A 21917-nucleotide genomic window follows, 5' to 3' on the forward strand; every position below is an offset into this window, starting at 1 on the left:
TTTTTAAATTGTTATCCCAAATTCAATCTTGTATTTTTCACCTTCAAAAGAACCTATTATTATCATTTTGATATGGCAAAATTATATGCCTGAGATTAAAAATTGAGTGATATCGCGCTTATCTGACGCTTAATTTTAAATTAAATTAAAAGATTAATTGCTTCTTTACCAACATATAGAATGATCTGAAACAAATAATCGAAACAGCATACTTTCCATAGGTTGGAGGTAGTTCTATACCATCTACCAATAAACCTGAAAACTTCCGATGCAGATTAAAAATTCTCTCCAATTTAGGAAACTCTCTATCTGACAATAACCAAGGATTGCCATATATTTGAGGAGAAAGTAACAAAGACCTATTAAATGCCTGTAAGACAAGTTCATCTTCCCAATAATCCAAACAGGAAGAAAGGCACCTCATGGTTCTCCGTTAATCTTTTCAAATCGGGTACAAGACCTCTTCCCAATGCTCCTACCCTATTGTGAGGAGCTGCACATGTATTGAATGAATTTACATCAATATAGCTCTCTTTGCCCTCCCACAAAAAAGTTGTTGCCATTGTTCCGCTTTTTTCAACCCTAAACGGCGATTCAAAAGAATTAAGTCTGGAGAATATTTCCTGCACTCTCCAAAGTATCCCCAAAACCATCTGGTCCTCCCCAAAGCCCTAAACGTACTCCATTCTGTTTAGCTTTTAGATAAGTAGATTCCAACCCTTTAGGGAATTTATTCTTAAATCGTTGGGAATTTATACTTTCATAAATATTCTTACCATCAATCAGCCCTGCATCAAAAGCATATATATCCAACTGCATCCCATATTCCTGACGAAGCCATTCAAAAAAAATAAATTGCCCAATGTCTGTGATTCTGTAGTTCCTTCATTAGTATTGTTTATTCAAGAGAAATATTCAGCCTTCGATAAGCTTCTTTCAGTAATATCAGATTCAGAAGCATGTTCCTTCAATATTTTCAAAACCTTATCTCTGTATTTTAATGCGGTTTTTGCATCATTCAACCAGTTATATTGACCGATAGGGTATGCATTCACCAACAAATTCATATCCTCCGAAACTTGTTCTATCTTTTTCAGAGATAAAAAAATACGTTCCTTCAAACCTACAGGATGAAATTGCTTAGCTCTGCCATAGATCCTAGAACCATAATACGCCGTACATACAGCTTCATGCAAACATGCAGTCAAATAAGTACGATAAAACAGTTGGTATAAATCATTATATGCCGCAGATTCTAATAAAGGCTTTACCCTTTCTACTTCAGCGACTGCTTCGGAAGCAAGTTTAACTCCATACTGTTTTTCCGTTAGAATATAATTATAATATACACTATCCATTTTTTCATCAGGTTCTATCCATTGATTATCAAAAACGGTCTTCACTTCAACAGCTAACAGAGATGATAATGACTTAAAGTGTACAGGAGCAATATGATTTATAATATCTTTCCAATAATGAAATGTTTTATTTATATCATGCTTAACAAGAACCATAGGCGGATCAATCCATCTTCCAGACACATGCCTGCTATATCCCCATTTATTATTTTCATAATTTAGAGAAGAATGATCTGTTAGGTTTGTTCCTAAGGTATAAAAAACAGATGTGACTATATCATATGCATTTTGAAACGCTTTTCTAATGGGCAACAAAGCATCCTCACCATACCTCGACGTAATAAATTCATTATAGATTTGCATTGGAGATACAGTTTGTTCTTCCGTCATCCGCTTCAGTGCATACAACTGAATTTCATTAGCTGTTCCTACTATGCTGGTATCCCCATAACGATCCGTCCTTGCAACATATCCGGTAACATTAGGACAGTTAATATAGCTACCCCATCTTTTCATAGTATATTCAGGCCATGTGTTAGCTACAACGCCTTGCCCACTGTATTCATTACCAGAATCAAACTCTACAATCGTAGATCTATTCATCTTTCTGATGTAAGAGTTATCCGGATGTGTCAGAAAGAAATCATGAGGGGTTTCTTTCATCATTAAAATGACCTTATCACTCTTTATATGCTTTATACATCCAACAGTACTCTTATACTCTTCTTCCGAATAAGCAAAAGTACGAATATAGAGTTTCTTTCCTCTTTCACCAATAACTACATCGGAAATAGCGTTTACAACAGCTGCCAGTTTTTCCTCAGGTTTTTTCATATTCACCGAGTACTGCTTTTCCGCATAAGCGCCAGTTTCAATAAACGTTAGCACAAGTCCATCTGCTTCAGGAGCCCTGTTGAGCATCCGGCGATAGTCATCTTTAAACCATTCCCAAAATTTAGGATTATCCAGGTTTATTGTACCATTAGGTCCCGTTCTAAAACATGACGGATAATAATCCAGAGAGTATAAGCTATGATCCCAAAGCAACACTTCATCAATACCTTCTAAATGTGCAAGACGAATGAGTTTATTAACCTGTTCACATACCTTTTCTTCTTTAATGGCCTTTAAATCATGAATGATCTCATGGGACAACTGAAGCTGATTTATATTATACTCTTTTGCTGTTTTTATTGTCCGGATAGCACGATCCATATTGTCAGACAGAATGATCCACCCCCTAACACTTCCACCCGCAAAAAGATTTGCAAAGAAAGATAAGAAAAAGAAAATAACTATTATAAATCTCCTGAGACTCATTTCAATATGACTTTTATTTCTTTACCACTATATTTTATCCTCTTTATCATATCTTTACCTTCGAGTTTAATGATAAGGTCCATGTCTTTTACTGCATAGTCGCCGATGCGTTCTCCAACTATAAATTCCTTTGTACGATCATTCCACTTAAACGGAATAGTACTATAATTGCCATTTTTATATTTCAACGTCTCACCATCATCTTCGTATAAATTGAAACTTGCGTTTTCCCCACCAAAGACATGAATCTCAAGCGGAACATCAACATTAATATTTTTCTCAACAGAAGTATAATAGGGGATGATAGAACCAGACTTCACAAACAAAGGCATTTTATCCAGAGGTGCTTCTGCAGTAATTGTAGTTCCTCCTTGGTAGATTGCACCGGTCCAGAAATCTACCCAAGTACATCCTTGTGGCAGATATACAGAGCGGGAAGTTGCTCCTGCCTCCAAAACGGGGCAAACCAGGAGAGCAGGTCCATACATAAACTGATCTTTACAGTCTAATACATTTTGATCATAAGCAAAATCAAAAGCCAGTAAGCGCATTGGTGTATAATGCTCGTGAGTAACTTTACCTGATAGGGTATAAATATAAGGCAAAAGCCGGTATCGCAACTTTATAAAGTCAGTACAGATACGTTGTACTTCTGGTCCGTATGCCCATAACTCATTCGGTGCTTTCGTATCTCCCGGATAACGACGTCCATGGCAACGAAAAACGGGACAAAATGTTCCATACTGAAACCAACGTACAAACAATTCCTGATAATCTTTTTTAGAAGGGTCTCCTCCTGAATAACCACCAATGTCTGTAGTCCAATAGGGGATTCCTGTTGCTGTAAAGTTTAATCCTGCTGCTACCTGTGTTTGTAATTCGGCAAATGTCGTTGGAATATCACCAGACCACACAGCCGTTCCCCACTTTTGTTGGGAAGCCCACGCGCAACGGGTCAACATATAAGGACGGATACCGGGACGAGCTTTGGTTATTCCTTCATAAAAATGTGATGCATGAACCAAAGGGTATACATTTCGTACCTTCTGAGCTGGTCCGGCATAAGTATTAAGTGGCAAGTATGAGGCTACATGGTCAGGTTCCGGTCCATCTAAAAACCAGCCATCGATATTCAAGTCCACTAAAGAAGAAACCTTATCCCAATACATTTTGGCTGCATTCGGATTAAAAGTATCATATATATAGCCGTCAATAGCTTTGGCTCCTTCCAATATATACCCTTTTTGTGACATTTCATTATAATTTGGGATACCCGGTTTGAAGCAGGGCCACATTGTCAAAACTACCTTCATATCATAAACGTTATGAAGACTGTCCAACATTGAAGGAACATCAGGGAATAAAGTTTCATCAAACCTATGTGAACCTGTTCCATACTTACCCCAATAATGATAATCTATAAAGATAGTACTTGCAGGAATATCCTCTTCCTTCATCTTTTTAGCTATCTCCATCACCTCTTTTTGCGTAGCATAACGGTTACGGCTTTGGTGATAACCTAAAGCCCAATCGGGCAACATCGGAGCCCCTCCCGTCAAAGAACGATATGCAGCTACCAAATTATCCATTTTATCACCTACAAAAAGATAATAGTTAACGATCTTACCGTAATCAGAAGCCAAACTCATACCGGTACTATTGTCTGTATAAATAGTCCGGGAAGGATTATCCCAAAACAATCCCCAACCACCAGTAGAATAAATAACCGGTACTGCAGCTTGCGTATTAAACTGAACCAGTTCCCGCTTGGCATTCCGCAAGTTCATTAAGTTATCTCTGAACTGCCCCAAACCATATAAAGCCTCTTCATCTCGTAACTGGAACTTACAATATGCATTGACAGAATCTCCACACATATTCATTCTCGCTTTTTCCGGAAACTCTTTCAATAAAATTTTTCCAGACTCATCAAGTAGACTGATATACCCTTTATTCTTATTCACAGTAACAACTAAACGGGAAGAACGTAATACAATATCTTCCTGAGTATCCTCCACTTTAAACTCTGCCACTTTTGCCTGTTGCGTTACGGCAAAACTCTTATATTCTTTTATTTCATTCTCAGAGCCGAACATCACATGTACACTTCTTATATTATAGGGTTGCAAATACAAAGTTCCGCCCGAAGTCTGAATCCATAAAGCCTGCTGTTTCTTTTCCCAGGAAAGAACTGTTTGTGGTTGTCCTTCCTTGGCTACAACTTGTAAGACATTAGGATGTACTACATCCTGATAATTCTCACCCAAAGAGACATCGCTAAAAATCCCTTTGCTCCCTTTTTCTGCTATGATTCTAATGCGGTCAAAATCAAATTTACCCGATAAAGTATACTCGGCATTTTCCAAATCAGGAACAGAAGCTGCGGTAGGGCTATAAAAAACATATGCCTTATCAGCCTTTTCAGAAAAATCGATACGCACCACAACCAACTGCGGCTCCTGTGTCTGTTTGACTGCAACAAATAGTTTTTCACTATTGCCTTTCTCAAATGAAAGGCCTAAACGCGAATTTCCTTTTTCTTTCAACGCCAGAAAACTACACCAAACAGTTCTATTCACGTCGTTCAATTGCACATTTCTATACATACTCACCTTTTTGGGAAAAGCATCTAAATGCCAACATATTTCGGGTACAGCAACAGATGCTATCTTCAACCTTCCTTTCTCTTGTTTTACGAAGGTCATATCCCCTTTCCAGGAATCCTTTAAAAAAGGCAGTTTCTGGGCATATACAATAGAAACTGTACAAAACAAAAAACTGATAATCAAAATTATATTTTTCATGATCGATTATTATTAATTACACTTACTTACAACTCCATTCTCTATAAGAGCGATATATCCCAGCAATGCCCCCCAATGATAGAACTTATCGCTTCGCACAACATCATCACCTTCACCAGTGAGAACATTGTAATTCTCAAAGACATATCCATGTGACAACCAGGATTTCAATAATAATTTTTGGGATTTTTCGGCAAAGGCATGTCTCACTTCCGGAAATTCATAGTTATTCAATCCTAAGTATACCAGAAAATTCAATGGTGCCCAAATGCGTCCCCGCCAATATTCATTATCTTTAAATGCAGAATCATTTTTAGGTACAGAAGGAATTACGTACTCCCCCCAGAATTCATCAGTGTTCAGCAAATGCTCTTTTATCATCCTCTCAGCCTGATTCTTTGTAGGTACTTTTGCCAGCAATGGATAAAAGCAAGTGGGTGAAGTACGGTAATTAAATTTCAGATCTCTGGTAGAACGATTATAGTAAAATCCAGTCTTATCATCCCACAACCCTGCTAAATTATTGCGATAATATTCCGCGCGTTTTCTAAGTTCGATTACATCTTTTTTATAGCCAAGTTCTTCCGCTATTAAAGCCAGATAATCACAATCCATGATGTATAAAGAAGACATGCCTACATCATGCTGCTCCAGCAAATGTTTTTGCTTATTAAAAGGTACTCCATCATACATTGGAGAATTATCCAATCCTGATTCCAAAACAGCGCCATAGTGACAATCCGTATCAAACTCAGACCTGAAATAAGTAACCTTTTCATAAGGATTACTACCTAAGCATAATAATCCTCCATCCTCTCTATTCCGGCTCCACCAGCGATTCCAGGTTAGCAATTCTTTATATAATAACTCCAAGAACCACTTTTCTTGATATTGCTTATATAATGTCCAGACAGCCAAAGAACCAACAGGTGGCTGAGAACGATCTCTTGATCTAAAATTATTGCTATAAAAGCAGTTAGGCACAAATCCACTTTCTGTTATCGCCTTAGTTATCTCTACAGCATTTGCATAAGCCAATTCTTTATTGCTAACAGCAAGCATCATCGACGCAAAATAGGTATCCCAACAGAACAGTGTAAAACCACCAAAATCTTCACTGGCAAACCATTCGGAACTCCAAATCCGACTTACAGGAGTAATCACCCTCCTAATGCCAGGATCATATATATTATCCCAAGCCAAAACACTCTGCATGGCATTATAGCAATCATAATTTTCACCAAATTTTTTCTGATTAGAATTAATAAAATCCCGGGCGCGGTCATTAATGAAAGCAATTGCCTCATCCAATTCCATATTTTCTCCGCAACAGATAGCAACCGGAGTATCTAAAGACAGAATAAACTCCCTTCCTTTTTTTTCCAGAAGTTCACCCTCTATATAAGTTTTGATTTCAACAACTTTATCACGTGATGCCAATGTAAATCCTAAACTATCCACGCTAAGTGTATTGCCCCGTTTCCAAAGACTTTCAGGGATAACCACCAATCGTCCTCCTTTCTTCGTCTCAGCCAGTGGTCTGATTAGAATTACGTTTTTAAGTCCTATAGCAGCACTTTCTACCTGCAACTTATATCCTCTCCAATCTATGGTCATTTTGGTATACGCTCCATCAAAAGAATGAGGTCCCGGCTGTAATAATGGTGCTCCTTTAGCCCTATCTCCGATTCTGAATTTCCTTACACGACTTCCATCTGTATCCATCATATTCAGGTCGACAGCAAAACCATAAGGAAGAAATACATGAGTCAGCACACTACGGGTATCCCAGGTATTCCAACCGGAAGCCAACCGTTTTTGCAAACTCTCATATAATTCTTCAGGAGTGTTACCTGAAATGGCCTTAATAGGATAGATAAACAGACCTAATAAAAATAATCCGATCAACAAGTACTTTTTCATAGTTTAAAGACTAAATTAGACATCAGTTTAACTTTTCATTGGAGGATTTTAAGAATACTTCCACGAATGCAAAATAAAAGCCTTAGTCTTAAAAAACAGAGCCATCCTTTATTAATTGGACATTAAAAAAGCGCTTAATTGTTATGATTAAGCGCTTTTTCTTATTTTTATAAATTATCATTTATATAAATTGCATAAGGGGATCTTATATTCCTCTCCTAATGAATCTTTATACTCTTTGCAGAAGCGGTCATATACACTCTTTGCAATACCCTTTTTACCTTGTATAAAAAGAATAGAGCATTTAGCCGCCAAAGCTTCTTCATTCAAAGGATCATGCAAGAACAGGATATCAGTAATACGCAGTACTGTATCATAATTATTGCGCTGTACATCCAACAAATTCCTCAACAAATCAATAGAAAGACTGGAATAAGAATCTTTAAATTCATCCAACCAATCAACAATGGTATTTGACAGCAACGGACCATACAATAAGATTTCCAATATCTGATTCAGGAGCTTGTCATCTCCATGATCACCATTTTCCTTAAATTGACGAATACAATCCAACGCCATCCGATAATCACAAAATACTCCCTCATGCCATCTGATACACAGAAATCCCGCATCACTGACAACTTCCACATCACCTACTTTTTCTAACAATATACGCAACTTACGCAAAGTCACATTACGGTTATTGCGAGCAGACTCTTCCTCTTTGTCTGACCACAGAATATCTGTAGCTTTTTTAGTCAAGATGCCTTGCTTACTTTTTTCCGTATAAAGCACCAACAATATAAGCAAGCTTTTCAATCGTGGTGTAAAAGCTCCTGTTATGTCATTACCATCTTTATCACGAACATTAAATGTGCCCAACAAAGAGATTGCCGAACGACTGCGATCAAAATATTTTTCTACCACAGCAACCTCCTCTACCGTTTCATTAACAGGAAGAACCTCCACCTGAGTATTATCTTCTTGGGTATCTTCAAATTTGACTTTCTTTCTGCTGCATTTTATCCGGTATAAAAGGAATACTGCTCCTGCCAACAACAGGATACCACATGACCACCATAACCATACCGAAGCAGAGTCCTTATTCACCCTCTGCACAATTTCATTATCATTCAGTAAAGGAGTATTGATAGAATAAATAGCCACATCATGTGTACGGTCACTCAAAATCTTATCCATCACCAGATACAGTTTATGATAGGCAGGCGACGAATAAAAACTAAAATCACAATCCTGATGAACCAAATCATTACGAATAGGTTTCGATATCTCTACCCAAGCAGAATCATTCATGAAAACCTTCCAAAGGCTGCCTCCGTCTTTCAGACTAACAGCATAAAAAGAACTGTCCGAAGGTTCAAAGTACATGGAAGATGCCATCAACAACATATCCGTAGATTGCTTTTTCTTCCATACACTACGAGACTTTCCCGTTTTCAGATTAATGGCACACAACTCATAAGAAAAATGAGCATTAAATTCTTGCTTTCCCTGTTTATTTCCACGACCACCAAAAATATACAGTTCATCGCCTACTATAGCTGCTGCAGATGAATAACGAGGAGAAATAACAGGGGTATATGCAACTTCTTCAACCTGTTTCATACCCACTTTCAACCGATACAGGTTATTCCTATATTGATAGAATCCATATCCTCCAAAAAAATAAAATGAAGAATCAGATGGATTAAACGTACGTGCATGGTTGTAGTAACGAGGCTCATCCAAATGTCTTTCATTCAGACTCCATTTCCCTTCGTCGACAGATAAAGCTGAAACCAACTTTTCGTGTAAAGAATAAGACAATAACTGATTAGTCAGTGTATCATAAATCATATGATCTGTATATTCCATAGCCGGATACCCCTCCATAATAGAGACCTCGTTCCGGTTACCGGAAATACCATTTAATATGTCTATTTTATTTTGTCGCACAAGATAGAACAAGGCATCACGGGCATTAAAAGCAACATCCAAACGGTCTGATGTTTTCTCCGCATATATTTTTTTCCACTCAATATGATTATCAATTAACCATGAAGGATAAGATGCCAATGCCACAGCTCCTTTTTCTTCGTCAAGACAAACATCACCATTATGTTTCCATAACTTCCAATATCTAATCAACTCTCCATCACGGGTAATCTTTACATCTCTAATATTCATTGGAGCTACATCGGCTGAAAAATATGGAGATTTTCCAAACGAGACCGTTATATCCTTAGTTCCACGCAAAGGCACTACCATTGTAGTATCCTTACTATCATACTTCAAATCAATCTGATTTGCTTCTATATTAAGATGCAAAGAGACAGGGGTCCATTTACCTTTTTCTATATTGGTATTAATAGCAAACATCCCTTCATTGAATACAAGAGCTGGAAAATTTCGATTATTGTCACCTGCTGCAAATACAAAATGAAGAAATTGATTTTCATTGGTACACAAATGAAGAATAGCACCAAAATCAGGTTCATTACGGACCCACATTTGAAAATCAATAATAAATTCATTTTTTATATGGAAAGGAACATTCTCATCAAGAGACAAAGAAGTACGTTCATTACCAGGCACAGAATGAGATTTGAAATGAAGGCCATAATCTATAGAAGCCAACACTTCCAAATACCCAAAAGAGAATAATAATATCCAAATTAGCAATTTACTTTTCATAGTATGTCGTTAAAGAACATACTGCAAAGGTAACAAAAAATCGTCCATTACAAATAAAGGATACGAGAATTTGGAATTAGAGCTCAATTAAACTGATATTATGCGTAAATTAATAACAAATTAATCAAGGAAGTAATATCTTCAATTTACTTTTGCTACAAAGAATAAAAAAGATCGTTCTATTTATCAAATTAAAACTGTATTATGAAAAAACTTTTTTTTAATCACATGAAAGTAAGATCGTTATTTACTTTTTTACTATTAGTACATTTTCTTTCTATCTCTACATCTGTAGAAGCCAAAGTCAAACTGCCCTCTGTACTTAGCAGCAACATGGTATTACAACAACAATCCAATGTTAAACTTTGGGGTGAAGCCAAAGAAAACTCTTTCGTTACTATAAAAACATCATGGAATAATAAGTCATATAAAACAGCTACTGACCAACAAGGGAAATGGCTATTAATTGTTTCTACACCAGTAGCCGGTGGTCCCTACGAGATATCATTCAGCGATGGAGAAACCCTAACACTAAAAAATATATTAATAGGTGAAGTCTGGTTCTGCTCTGGCCAGTCAAATATGGAAATGCCCATGAGTGGCTTCGATCGCCAACCAACACAGGGTACAAATGACATTATTGCAAAAGCTAAAGCATCTACTCCTATTCGTATTTATAACACCGACTCTAAAGATGGAAGATGGGTACGACAATTCAGCAAAACTCCACAGGAAGACTGCAAAGGCGAATGGTTAGAAAATAGTCCAAGTAACGTATCTCACACAAGCGCAGCTGCTTACTTTTTTGCCAAATATATCCAGGAAGTACTGGAAGTACCGGTCGGTATCATCGTGTCTTCACTTGGAGGTTCTAAAGTAGAAGCATGGATGAGCCGGGAAGCGATAACACCCTTCAAAAGCATTGACTTATCTATACTCGACAATGATGAACCTATAAAAAATATCACAGCTACCCCTTGCGTATTATATAATGGGAAAATAGCACCTTTTACAAATTTCACTATAAAAGGTTTTCTCTGGTATCAAGGTGAAAGCAACCGCGATAATGCAGACCTATACAAAAGTTTAATGCCAGCTTTTGTCAAAGACCTACGCAATAAATGGAGTATTGGAGAATTTCCTTTTTATTTCGTGGAAATAGCACCTTTCAATTACGAAAGTGCTGATGGTACCTCAGCAGCCCGTATGCGTGAAGTTCAACAGCAAAATATGAAAGATATTCCCAACAGTGGAATGGTCACTACCCTGGATATCGGACATCCGGTATTCATTCATCCTATGGATAAAGAAACTGTGGGAAATCGTTTGGCTCTTTGGGCCCTTTCCCAAACATATGGACGGGAAGGATTTGGTTACGCCACTCCCATTTATAAATCAATGGAAATATCTGGCAATAAGATATATATCAATGTAGATAATGCACAACGTGGACTCTGTCCGATGTGGACTCCACTTGAAGGATTCGAAATTGCCGGTGAAGATAAAATCTTCTACCCTGCCTATGCTGAAATAGAAACTAAAACCACTCGACTCGCTGTATCATGTGATAAAGTTCCAAATCCAGTTGCTGTTCGATACGCCTATAAAAACTACACAAAGGCAAGTGTATTCAATATCCATGGTATCCCCGTGGCTCCATTCAGAACCGACAACTGGTAAAAATACAGAAACATAAACAGCATGAAAAAGAAAATATTCCTATTGGTATGTTTGCTATGCAGTTCAATATATAGCATATCAGCCTCAAGTGAGAAGGAATCCAAAGCGGAATTCCTGACTCAAGCTTTTGTACATCCCGGAATGGCGCAAAGTAAACAAGATCTTGATTATATGCGCGAAATGGCACTAAAAGGCGTACAGCCTTGGAAAACAGCCTACGAAAACTTAAAGAAAAGAGCCTCTTTAGATTTCATTCCCAGCCCATGTACAGAAATATCTGTTGGCCCTTACGGTGCAAATAGCATCGGCGGGCGTGAATTCTCCGAAAGTGCCGAGATGGCATATAATCATGCATTGATGTGGTATATTACTAAGGACAAAGCTTATGCGCAAAAAGCCATCGACATTTTGAATGCATGGAGCTACCTGCTCCGCGGATTCGATGCAAACAATGCTAAATTGAATGTCGGACTTTTCGGATATTACTATCTTAATGCTGCTGAGATCCTAAAATATACCGATTCCGGTTGGACCTCCAAAGACTTGCAACAATTTACACAAATGGTTCTTACAGTCTTTTATCCCACCATCAAAGACTTTTTCACTGAAGCCAATGGCAACTGGGATGCATCCATGATTAGTACCATCATGTGTATTGGTATTTTTACTGATAACCATAATATATTCAACCGTGCAATAGAAAGATTTTACTGGGGCGAAGGAAATTCTGGTATCACCCGGTATCTCTATCCCGGAGGGCAATGTCAAGAAACTACACGAGACTGGGGACATGTACAATTGGGCATAGGTGAATTTGCCAAAGCTGCACAAACAGCCAACACGCAGGGGTTAGACTTTTACAGTGTAGCCGATGATAGGCTAGCACAAGGATTCGAATATACCGCACGCTTCATGTTAGGAGAGCATATCGATTTATTTGGAGTTTTTACAGAGAGAGATAACGATAAATTCAGGGATATTTATGAATCTATATATCATCATTATAAAAAAGTAAAAGGTGTAATATTGCCATATACTGAGAAAGCGATAAAAGAACACACTCGCTCCAAATCGTCAGTAGGCTTTCTGACAGCTGTAAAAGCTCCAATTTCTAATGTCTCTACACAACCTTCTATCTATAGAGAACCTGATAACTTTCTGAAACCAACTGTAATCGGGGCTTTAAAAGGTAAATCGAAACAGTTCCCTGCCAATAGTATCCATCTAAAACCAGGAGAATCTATACAAGAGGCTATAAACTCTAACAGAAATACTGGTAAATGGATTATTCTGGAAGCAGGAGTACATACGTTGGATGCTCCTCTTAAAATATACAGTGGAACTCTCCTTGCCGGCAAGGGACGTGAAACAATAATCTTTCCCTCTCCACGTACTGAAACTGCGATCATTAACGGAGAAGATATCCTTTCTGATGTCACCATTCGCGATCTTTTAATAGAAGGCGCCACTAAAGTTATCGAAAATGCCGACCCTAATCATGACCGTCGAAGCCGTTCATATATGAATGCTCCCAGCCGGGAAGGTATCATTCTCAAATCCAAAGAGAAAGATGGTATACAGAATGTTGTTTTGGAAAATATTACAGTACAGAATTTCACAAAAAATGGTGTAGCAATAGTCAGTGGAAAAAACATTCGCATTCACCAATGTGATTTCAGTGATAATGGAGCCAGTGTAGTGCCGGGTGCCGGATTTCACCACAATCTTCATTTATCATACATTACCAATTGCGAAATAACAAGTAGTCGTTTTGATACCTCTCCCTATGGAAATGGCATAAACGTTACCTTCTGTATGAATGTAAAAGCAACTCATTCGGAGATGGCTCGTAATGGACTCTCAGGCATACGATGCGCGGAAAGTAGCCAAATAGCTATAATCAACAGCCTCGCTGAAGGAAATGGAGAAAATGGAATATTTATCGAAAAGCAAATGAATAACTGCAAAGATATAACAATCCATCATAACACTGTACAAAACAACAGATGTTATGGTATTGATGCAAGAACGGCCATCCAACCAAGTATTAAAGATAACATAAGCTGCCATAACTATAAAGAATAAAAAATAAAATAAGCAATCCAGTGCTATGCGAATTATCTCGCACTACACTGGATTGCAACACTGAACTTATCGAAAAAGAACCTATTAAAAACTACATCTTTCTAATCATTATCTATAATCATTTAGCTTCAGGATTAATATACATAATCTTCAACGAAGAAAGGAATTCATTTCTGTTATCACATTTAAAGTTACCACTGAATTCATTTTTATCTCTTTCTCCTATTTTTATGCTCACCTTATTCCAACCTTGCAGCAAGGGCAGTTCTTTATAAGTAGCCTCATGCCTATTTTGCGAAGCGGCTGCATATGCTTTATCATTAATAGCAAGCTGGCATTCTTTTGCTTTCACAACCAAAGTCAGCTTCGGCATATTCGGTTCAATCAGCAAGTCATCCAAAGGACGCGGACTAAATACATAGATATCCAAGGCCCATCCATCCGCTTTTTTCACTAACTTTTCTTTCGCTGCAACCGGAAATACCAATTGATTATCACGCAAGAAGAAGACTTCATTTGATTTTACTTCAATCTCATTACAATCAATACCGGCATTCTTTAAAATCACTCCCAGTGTATTGTATCCCTTTTCAGAGTTAGTGAATTCTTTCAGGGTACTGATATAGAAACAAGAGGCATCTTTCCGATACTTCACAAACACAGGAGTAGCAGCTGTACATTCGTACTCACTCCGCACCGTACTGGCAGTTTTGATTTCCTCCGGACGTTTATTCCAAGCTCTCCAATCTGTTTTACAAGCATTCAGCAAGACATCTCCTTCTTCTACCAACGCACCTGTTAATGAATATTCTGAAGCGTCAGCTCTCTGAAGTTCGCAGAAATAGAAATCAGAGTTATTCAAGCCGCGTATCCATGACTTCTGAACCGGCAGGAAAGAAGAACGTTTAAGGTTGTCCAGCGCTACCGGAAGAGGCAATATCTCATTGTATACATTCAATGTCTGAGGTGTTAATCCCCAAATCCATACATCAGCACCCTTAGCAATATTAGCTAACATACTCTTCTTTTCAGCAGCAGACAAAGTGTAAGTACCATCTACAATATAGATCATACGTGCAGGTGCAGTAATCTTTGCAGCAAATTTCACGCCTTGCGCATCCAGAATACCTTTCAATTTACTGTCATCTCCGCCTATGAAAATCACTTCTTTATATTTCTCTGCCGGAGTAGCTGTCGGTGCTTCATATTGTTTTTTGTCAATATCAGCATAAGCAGACCAAGCAGGGTGTCCCGGTGCATTGGCTGCACGCATAGCATCATACATAGGCCATGGATCATACAAAGGTAGATTCGGATCATATCCCGGATTGAATGTTGTACAATAAGGACCTACACGTTCCGGTTGCACACCCGGTACACCTTCTTTATATTCAGTGAAAAAGATACCATCTTTATTGATATCCGGTTCTGTAGTCATATCTTTCTTTCCCAACGGCAGCGGTTTCAAAGAGTACCATGCCATATTGAAAACGGTACTGTAAGAAGCCCCCATATCACGCTGGTTACCAAGGAGATGATAACATTCATTAGCTAATCCTTCCATACGTCCCAACTGCGATTCGTAAGCTCTTTCACCATTATACTTAGCAACCTGCTCGGGTGTACCATAGTACGCCATACTATGTTCACCGATTCCCCAAGGTTTACCTATTCCAACCCAATGTTTCATTGAGTTCATGTCACCATAATGACCTACTGTAACCGGTAAGATGCCATCTCCATCATCTTCTCCATCAGCAGAAATCCATGGGCGGGTCGGGTCGTTTGCACGAACGATGTCTCTCCAATCTTCCCAAGCTTTCTTCTGCTGAGGCATCAATTCCGGTCTGTTGTAAACATGCAAAATCACCGGTTTATTTTCATTACTGATACTCCAACCAAAGACAGAGGCATGATTACGGTCTCTGAGTACAAAACGTTTCAAATGTTCTTTTGATGCTTCCCAGAAGAGCTCAGAATCCAGTTTCGGACCACCATCACTCGCCCAGTTAGCAGTTTCATTCAATACGCAGATACCCATTTCGTCAGCTACATCCATGTAGAAACGAGGATAAATCTGTGCATGAGGGCGAACAGCATTAGCATTCATACCCTTAATGGCAGTAAACCATGCCCACGCATATCTGCGTGTCATTTGCGGAATCCCCATAAAGTGCCAGGAATCACCTCTCAACTGATAAGGTTTACCATTCAGGTATTGTGTGGTGCCTTGCAATGTCCATTCACGCCATCCGAAACGTTCATATTTCATATCAAGGGTTTCTTTCTTAGCCTGCAATGAAAGCAATACGGCATAAAGATTCGGTTGTTCAGGAGTCCAGTAATTCAACTCACCGGATACCGGAACCTGCAACACAACTTTTGTTGAAGCATTGGCAGGGATACTAACTTTAACAGGGACCACTCTCAAAGCTTCCTGTCCAAGTTCCCATGCAGGTACAGGAGCTGAATTAATATCTGTCCCAGCCAGGTTTACCCATTCATTAATCTTACCTTGAAGTTGCAGATCAGTCTTTTTTTCCGTATTATTCTGTACAGTCACTTCCAGTTCAAGCATATTCTTTGAAACCAACGGTTTCACATATACATCTTCCACATGTACTTTAGGCAATGCCAACAAGTATACATCCTGCCAGATACCGGCAATGTGATATCCCCACATAGAACCGGCAGGAACAATGCGACGACCAATTGTAGAGTTGTTTTCAAACAAAGATTGACTACGAACTCCCACCCATACTTCAGCGGTTTCACCTGCAGCTACCTTATTCGTAATATCTATGCTGAATGGAAGAAAAAGATCAAAATTTTCTCCAACCTTTTCTTTATTGATATAGACCTCAGTATAGCCGGCTACAGCTTCAAAATATAATTTTATCTGCTGACCATTCCAGTCATTAGGAATAGTTACTGTTTTCTTCATCCATGCCATTTTCACTTGTTCCCATTCTTTCGGATAAGACGGGTAGTTGCGATGATCAGGTCCCTCTACATTTCTGTTAGCAAAAGAGTTTATATTCCATGGAGAAGGAATCTTTATACGGGTTTTACTCCATGCACCTTCTTTGGGCAGCGATAATTCCGGTGCCACTCCTTTACCTTGCACGTAACTACCCGGCAAAGCCACAGGTTGGAAATCCCAGTAACCATTCAGGCAAACTTCTTTCCTATACTCCTTTTCTGTCCTATTTACAAGACCCTCACTTGGTGCAAACGGGAAATTATACACCAATTTACCATCGCTCGATGTGGTTTGCCCCACTGCCTTTCCCGGCAGCAAGAACAAAGTCGTCAACAAGCTTAATAAAATTGCATTTCGTTTCATTTAAGAATACTATTAATTAGGTATTAGACATATTTGTTTTTTCCTGTCTGCAAAGTAAACGGGGCAGCATTAAAAAGTAAGCCGAAACAGAATTAATATTGAATTAAAAACACATTAATCCTCCGGAATCCAGAACTTTTCTATTAATAATGCAAATCAGTAGTTGAATTAATGTCTTGCTGACGCGTTATAGGCAAAAATGATGATCCTGTATGACACCTCCATACTTGAATAAGAAATACTTATAAAATGAGATATTTGTGAAATCAGTCGTATACTTAGGGTATCTCAGTATGATACTTAGGGTACCTCAGTCCCATACTGAGATACCATCATTATAACACATCTGATAATCAGGTATTTAAAAAAAATCCTTTTAATACCAAGAAATTGCAACAAATCAACTGCTTGGAATGATAAATTAGTTCCTTTCGGGTTATGAGCTAAATGATTTTGTTTGTGACTATCCTTCTTTCATAAAACAGACAGTTTCCACAGTCACGATACAAGCTTCTACCGAATGTGAGGTTTGTCTCCTCCCTTTGAGCAAACTTAATCAATTCCGGGAAACAGACATGGACACCCAACGATTAGGAAGGCAAATAGCCGAAACCATGTTTGCAGAAATATACCAACGACTATTAGGATTTTATTGCGATACTCCGGAACAACGTTATCATGCATTAATGAAACGATGCCCCGGTTTACAAGAAAAGCTTTCATTCAAAGAAACAACCCAGTTTCTTGGCATAACTCCCGAAACCCTCAGCAGAATACGAAAAAAGCAACTGTATAACGAAAGGTCTTGACTTTGGTCAAGGCTTTTTCACTTTATATTGCTTAATTTTGTCGTCATAAACATAAATCATAAAAGTATGGCAACTTACACTCATTATGGGAAACAAGCTGATGTATTCAAGCACCTGGTGCTTTGTGAGGTCCTTCAAATCGAAAAACCGCAGATATACATAGAAACGAATTCAGCATCCGCCATTTATCAAATGGCGCATACCCCGGAACAGCAATACGGCATTTACCATTTCCTGAAGAAAGCCCGTGAAGAAAAAACTTTGAGGGAATCTTCTTATTACAAGCTGGAAAGCACAGAAATGGCAAAAGGAAACTATTTAGGCTCTCCCGCTTTAGCTATGAATATATTGGCAGAACGAACATCCCAATATCTACTCTTTGATATAGAAAAAGATGCTTTAGAAAATATAGAATCCTATGCCAAACAAGTGAAATTAGAATCACATATCCAGACCTGTCATACGGATTCGCTCGAAGGGGTTATAAAACTACTACCCTCACTTTCCCAATCTTCCTTCCTCCATATCGATCCTTATGAAATTGATAAAAAGGGAATATCGGGAACAACCTATCTGGATGTATTAATACAAGCAACCCAAGCAGGTATGAAATGCCTATTGTGGTACGGTTTTATGACTGAAAATGACAAAATACACATTAACCAATATATAGTGAATAGACTGGAGGAAGAAAACATCAAAGAATATACCTGTATTGAGTTAATCATGAATTCAATCAGAAAAGATACGATTCCTTGTAACCCGGGTATATTGGGGAGCGGCATTTTAGCTACCAACTTATCTCAGGAAGCCAATAAAGCAATTTGGGATTATAGCGATATGTTAGTTTGCATGTACAGTGACACTAAATATAAAAGCTATGATGGGAGACTATACAGAGATAGTATAAAGTAAACATACCAACATAAAAAAAGGCTATCTATCCCAGACAGCCAATCTTTTGTTAACCTTAAATCTAATACTATGAAAAACACATTGCAAAGATACGGACTTTCAGGATATCTCCAAATTTCCAAGACTAAACGGGGACATTTATAACATGGTTTAATAGAATGAAGGAAGTTGTTAACTATTCAAATTCTTTATGTTAACAATTAACATAAAGAATTTCACTTTCTACGATCTTTTTCGCTTTCAGCCTCCATATCCTTGATTTCTCTATTCAGGAAGACAGATAAGATAGTTCTCAGAACAACTATACCACCTAAAATAGCCAGTTCATTACCTGCAATGTAAGTTATTCATTTGCTCCTGAAAAAGATGTAAATGGTGGATATTTCTTCAACCCGACAATCGATTCCAGGAAAAGCTCCATCACAACTCAATTTCAATAAAACTGGGGATTCTATTTTAAAAGAATCCCACTTGAGTGTACAAAAAGACAGTAATTATGAATAATATTCCATTTACAGAAACCTATATTTCGCCTACTTTTGCACAAACAAAGAATTTAAGGTTATAGAAAAATGGATAAACACACATTTTACAGCTATTTGATAGTAGGTATGACATTTACCTTTGGCTTGTCTGCACAAGCTCAGAACAAGGTTACTGCACCCATGAAAGACGTCAACCAAGTTATTGACAACACACTGGATAGTTTAAATAAAGCCCACACAGCAAGACCTGTAGCAGGGTCAAGTAGAAAAGGGAATAATCCCGTTTTATTTTTAGTGGGTAACTCTACTATGCGTACCGGAACCTTAGGAAATGGTAATAATGGACAATGGGGATGGGGATATTATGCCGGCGATCATTTCGATTCAAATAAAATCACTGTAGAGAATCATGCACTGGGTGGAACAAGCAGTCGTACCTTTTATAATCGTCTCTGGCCGGATGTTATTAAAGGTGTCCGGGCAGGAGATTGGGTTATTATTGAACTGGGACATAACGACAACGGGCCTTATGATAGCGGTCGTGCACGTGCCTCCATACCAGGTATCGGTAAAGACAGCCTGAATGTCACTATTCAGGAAACCGGAGTACAGGAAACCGTATACTCTTACGGAGAATATATGCGCCGTTTCGTACAGGATGTAAAAGCAAAAGGTGCCCATCCTATCCTATTCTCTCTGACTCCCCGCAATGCTTGGGAAGACAAGGATAGTACGATTATCACACGCGTCAATCACACTTTTGGTCTATGGGCCAAGCAAATAGCCGAAGAACAAAAGATTCCATTCATTGATCTGAATGATATCACTGCCCGTAAATTCGAGAAATTCGGCAAGGAAAAAGTCAAGTATATGTTCTATTTAGACCGCATTCACACCAGTGCTTTCGGAGCAAAAGTAAATGCTGAATCTGCCGCCGAAGGTATTCGGGAATATGCAGGTCTGGAACTGGCTAACTATCTGAAACCAATTGAACAAGATACAATCACTGGTTCCAGCCGAAAAGAAGGATGTCCGGTAGTATTCACCATTGGCGACAGTACAGTCAAAAACAAAGATGATGATAAAAATGGTATGTGGGGCTGGGGAAGCGTAATAGCCGAGATCTTTAATCCGAGAAAAATATCGGTAGAGAATTGTGCTATGGCAGGACGTAGTGCCCGTACTTTCTTGGACGAAGGACGTTGGGACAAAGTTTATAATGCACTCAAACCGGGAGATTTTGTATTAATCCAGTTCGGACACAATGACGGAGGAGATATCAACACAGGAAAAGCCCGCGGTGAGCTACATGGTTCAGGAAACGAAAGTAAAGTCTTCTTAATGGAGAAGACTGGAAAATACCAAGTAGTCTATACCTTTGGCTGGTATCTCCGCAAATTTATTATGGATGCTCAAGAAAAGGGGGCGATTCCCATTGTTTTAAGCCATACACCCCGCAATAAATGGAAAGACGGACAAATAGAGCGCAATACCGAGAGTTATGGAAAGTGGACACGTGAAGCGGCAGAGGCAACCGGGGCTTACTTTATAGACCTGAATAAACTATCTGCCGATAAACTCCAAAAAGTAGGCCCTGAGAAAGCCGCAGCTTTCTACAATACGGATCATACACACACTTCTTTGAAAGGAGCACAAATGAATGCCCGAAGTATTGCAGAAGGATTAAAAACTACAGATTGTCCACTGAAGAAGTTTTTGAAATAGGAGTTATATGAAAACATTGCAGGAATGATCGTACCCAAGAAAGAATATAGAAAATAAAATAGACATGGTTAATTAATCCAAAAGAATAACTGCATAAAACAAATAATCACTTCTTTTGCTCCTGTCAAAAAACAAAACTGGACTATAAATGAGCAATAAGATTGATATCAAAACTCTGAAAGCCTTGCAGCAAGGTAGCCACAAGGCTTTCGAAGAAGTTTTTATCACTTATTATGGTAAGACGAAAGCCTTTATATATGGCTACATCAAGTCGGGTCCAGATGCTGAGGAACTTACGGAAGACTTATTTGTGAACCTTTGGATAAACCGTCATTCTATTGATATTTCAAAATCATTTGATTCTTTCTTACATGCAATAGCAAGAAACTCTGCCATCAACTTCCTGAAACATAAATATGTAGAAGATGCCTATCTAAATAATATCCAAAAGCAAGAATGTAGTTCCACCTCGGAAGAAGACCTGATAGCCAAAGAACTCGGACTACTGATAGACGATACAGTAGAAAAAATGCCGGAACAAAGGAAGAAGATATACATCTTAAGCCGCAACGAAGGTTTAAGCAACGAAGAGATTGCAACACAACTGAATACTACCAAAAGAAATGTAGAAAGCCAGTTAAGTCTCGCTTTGAAGGAAATTCGAAAAACAATCTCATGCTTCTTTTGCTCACTGCTATAAGCAGTTCCCATTCGTTCTTTTAACACCTTAAAAAGAGGTTAAGAAAAAATATATTCACCTAAAACAACAAAGA

Annotated in this window: 12 protein-coding genes and 1 pseudogene; 5 read left to right on the forward strand and 8 right to left on the reverse strand. The window is 38.3% G+C overall.

The features are described from left to right. Positions 1–383: 383 nt before the first annotated feature. From DW036_RS16880 to DW036_RS16905, 6 genes are all read right to left on the reverse strand, one after another. Positions 384–563, reverse strand: coding sequence for a hypothetical protein (locus tag DW036_RS16880; protein ID WP_118465417.1), 180 nt, complete (start codon positions 561–563; stop codon positions 384–386). A gap of 40 nt (positions 564–603) precedes the next feature. Beyond that, on the reverse strand, positions 604–819 hold the full coding sequence (locus DW036_RS16885; protein ID WP_118465418.1) for a hypothetical protein: 216 nt from the start codon (positions 817–819) through the stop codon (positions 604–606). 83 nt (positions 820–902) lie between these two features. Next, complete coding sequence (locus DW036_RS16890) at positions 903–2678, reverse strand: hypothetical protein (protein WP_118465419.1); 1776 nt, start codon at positions 2676–2678, stop codon at positions 903–905. Continuing rightward, positions 2675–5482: a glycoside hydrolase family 31 protein gene (locus DW036_RS16895; RefSeq protein ID WP_118465420.1), complete on the reverse strand. Its 2808-nt coding sequence runs from the start codon at positions 5480–5482 to the stop codon at positions 2675–2677. Before DW036_RS16895 ends, DW036_RS16890 begins: the two co-directional genes overlap by 4 nt. Positions 5483–5494: 12 nt before the next feature. After that, a complete protein-coding gene (locus tag DW036_RS16900) occupies positions 5495–7405 on the reverse strand; it encodes a trehalase family glycosidase (protein ID WP_118465421.1) in 1911 nt (636 codons plus the stop codon). Between the two features lie 177 nt (positions 7406–7582). Further along, a complete protein-coding gene (locus tag DW036_RS16905) occupies positions 7583–10099 on the reverse strand; it encodes a hypothetical protein (protein ID WP_118465422.1) in 2517 nt (838 codons plus the stop codon). Positions 10100–10303: 204 nt separating this feature from the next. Between DW036_RS16905 and DW036_RS16910 the strand changes: the two genes are divergently transcribed. Beyond that, entirely contained in the window at positions 10304–11779 is a 1476-nt protein-coding gene (locus tag DW036_RS16910) for a sialate O-acetylesterase (protein WP_118465423.1), read from the forward strand. Positions 11780–11800: 21 nt separating this feature from the next. Beyond that, positions 11801–13864: an alginate lyase family protein gene (locus DW036_RS16915; protein WP_118465424.1), complete on the forward strand. Its 2064-nt coding sequence runs from the start codon at positions 11801–11803 to the stop codon at positions 13862–13864. A gap of 118 nt (positions 13865–13982) precedes the next feature. On the opposite strand, the gene DW036_RS16920 is transcribed toward DW036_RS16915, so the two are convergent. Continuing rightward, complete coding sequence (locus tag DW036_RS16920; RefSeq protein WP_118465425.1) at positions 13983–17210, reverse strand: glycoside hydrolase family 2 protein; 3228 nt, start codon at positions 17208–17210, stop codon at positions 13983–13985. A gap of 875 nt (positions 17211–18085) precedes the next feature. On the opposite strand from DW036_RS16920, the gene DW036_RS16930 reads away from it, so the two are divergent. Then, positions 18086–18934 (forward strand): hypothetical protein, encoded by an 849-nt coding sequence (locus DW036_RS16930; RefSeq protein ID WP_118465426.1) that lies wholly within the window; start codon positions 18086–18088, stop codon positions 18932–18934. A gap of 215 nt (positions 18935–19149) precedes the next feature. Here the strand turns inward: DW036_RS16930 and DW036_RS16935 are convergent. Next, positions 19150–19263 (reverse strand): annotated as a pseudogene (locus tag DW036_RS16935) (DUF1622 domain-containing protein); the annotation flags it as partial. 243 nt (positions 19264–19506) lie between these two features. On the opposite strand from DW036_RS16935, the gene DW036_RS16940 reads away from it, so the two are divergent. Together DW036_RS16940 and DW036_RS16945 are read left to right on the forward strand one after the other, a co-directional pair. Beyond that, positions 19507–21144 carry a rhamnogalacturonan acetylesterase gene (locus DW036_RS16940; protein WP_369906782.1) on the forward strand — a complete coding sequence of 546 codons (1638 nt, stop codon included), beginning with the start codon at positions 19507–19509 and terminating at the stop codon, positions 21142–21144. A gap of 148 nt (positions 21145–21292) precedes the next feature. Further along, the gene (locus tag DW036_RS16945) at positions 21293–21844 is read left to right on the forward strand and encodes an RNA polymerase sigma-70 factor (protein WP_118465427.1); all 552 of its coding nucleotides are present in this window, start codon (positions 21293–21295) and stop codon (positions 21842–21844) included. Positions 21845–21917 lie beyond the last annotated feature (73 nt).

The organism is Bacteroides sp. AF39-11AC, from assembly GCF_003474285.1.
GTDB lineage: Bacteria > Bacteroidota > Bacteroidia > Bacteroidales > Bacteroidaceae > Bacteroides.

Excerpts from the sequence above, each read along its gene's own strand:
- DW036_RS16880 (WP_118465417.1), bottom strand. The coding sequence starts at position 563 with ATGGCAACAACTTTTTTGTGGGAGGGCAAAGAGAGCTATATTGATGTA.
- DW036_RS16885 (WP_118465418.1), bottom strand. The coding sequence starts at position 819 with ATGCAGTTGGATATATATGCTTTTGATGCAGGGCTGATTGATGGTAAG.
- DW036_RS16890 (WP_118465419.1), bottom strand. The coding sequence starts at position 2,678 with ATGAGTCTCAGGAGATTTATAATAGTTATTTTCTTTTTCTTATCTTTC.
- DW036_RS16895 (WP_118465420.1), bottom strand. The coding sequence starts at position 5,482 with ATGAAAAATATAATTTTGATTATCAGTTTTTTGTTTTGTACAGTTTCT.
- DW036_RS16900 (WP_118465421.1), bottom strand. The coding sequence starts at position 7,405 with ATGAAAAAGTACTTGTTGATCGGATTATTTTTATTAGGTCTGTTTATC.
- DW036_RS16905 (WP_118465422.1), bottom strand. The coding sequence starts at position 10,099 with ATGAAAAGTAAATTGCTAATTTGGATATTATTATTCTCTTTTGGGTAT.
- DW036_RS16910 (WP_118465423.1), top strand. The coding sequence starts at position 10,304 with ATGAAAAAACTTTTTTTTAATCACATGAAAGTAAGATCGTTATTTACT.
- DW036_RS16915 (WP_118465424.1), top strand. The coding sequence starts at position 11,801 with ATGAAAAAGAAAATATTCCTATTGGTATGTTTGCTATGCAGTTCAATA.
- DW036_RS16920 (WP_118465425.1), bottom strand. The coding sequence starts at position 17,210 with ATGAAACGAAATGCAATTTTATTAAGCTTGTTGACGACTTTGTTCTTG.
- DW036_RS16930 (WP_118465426.1), top strand. The coding sequence starts at position 18,086 with ATGGCAACTTACACTCATTATGGGAAACAAGCTGATGTATTCAAGCAC.
- DW036_RS16940 (WP_369906782.1), top strand. The coding sequence starts at position 19,507 with ATGGATAAACACACATTTTACAGCTATTTGATAGTAGGTATGACATTT.
- DW036_RS16945 (WP_118465427.1), top strand. The coding sequence starts at position 21,293 with ATGAGCAATAAGATTGATATCAAAACTCTGAAAGCCTTGCAGCAAGGT.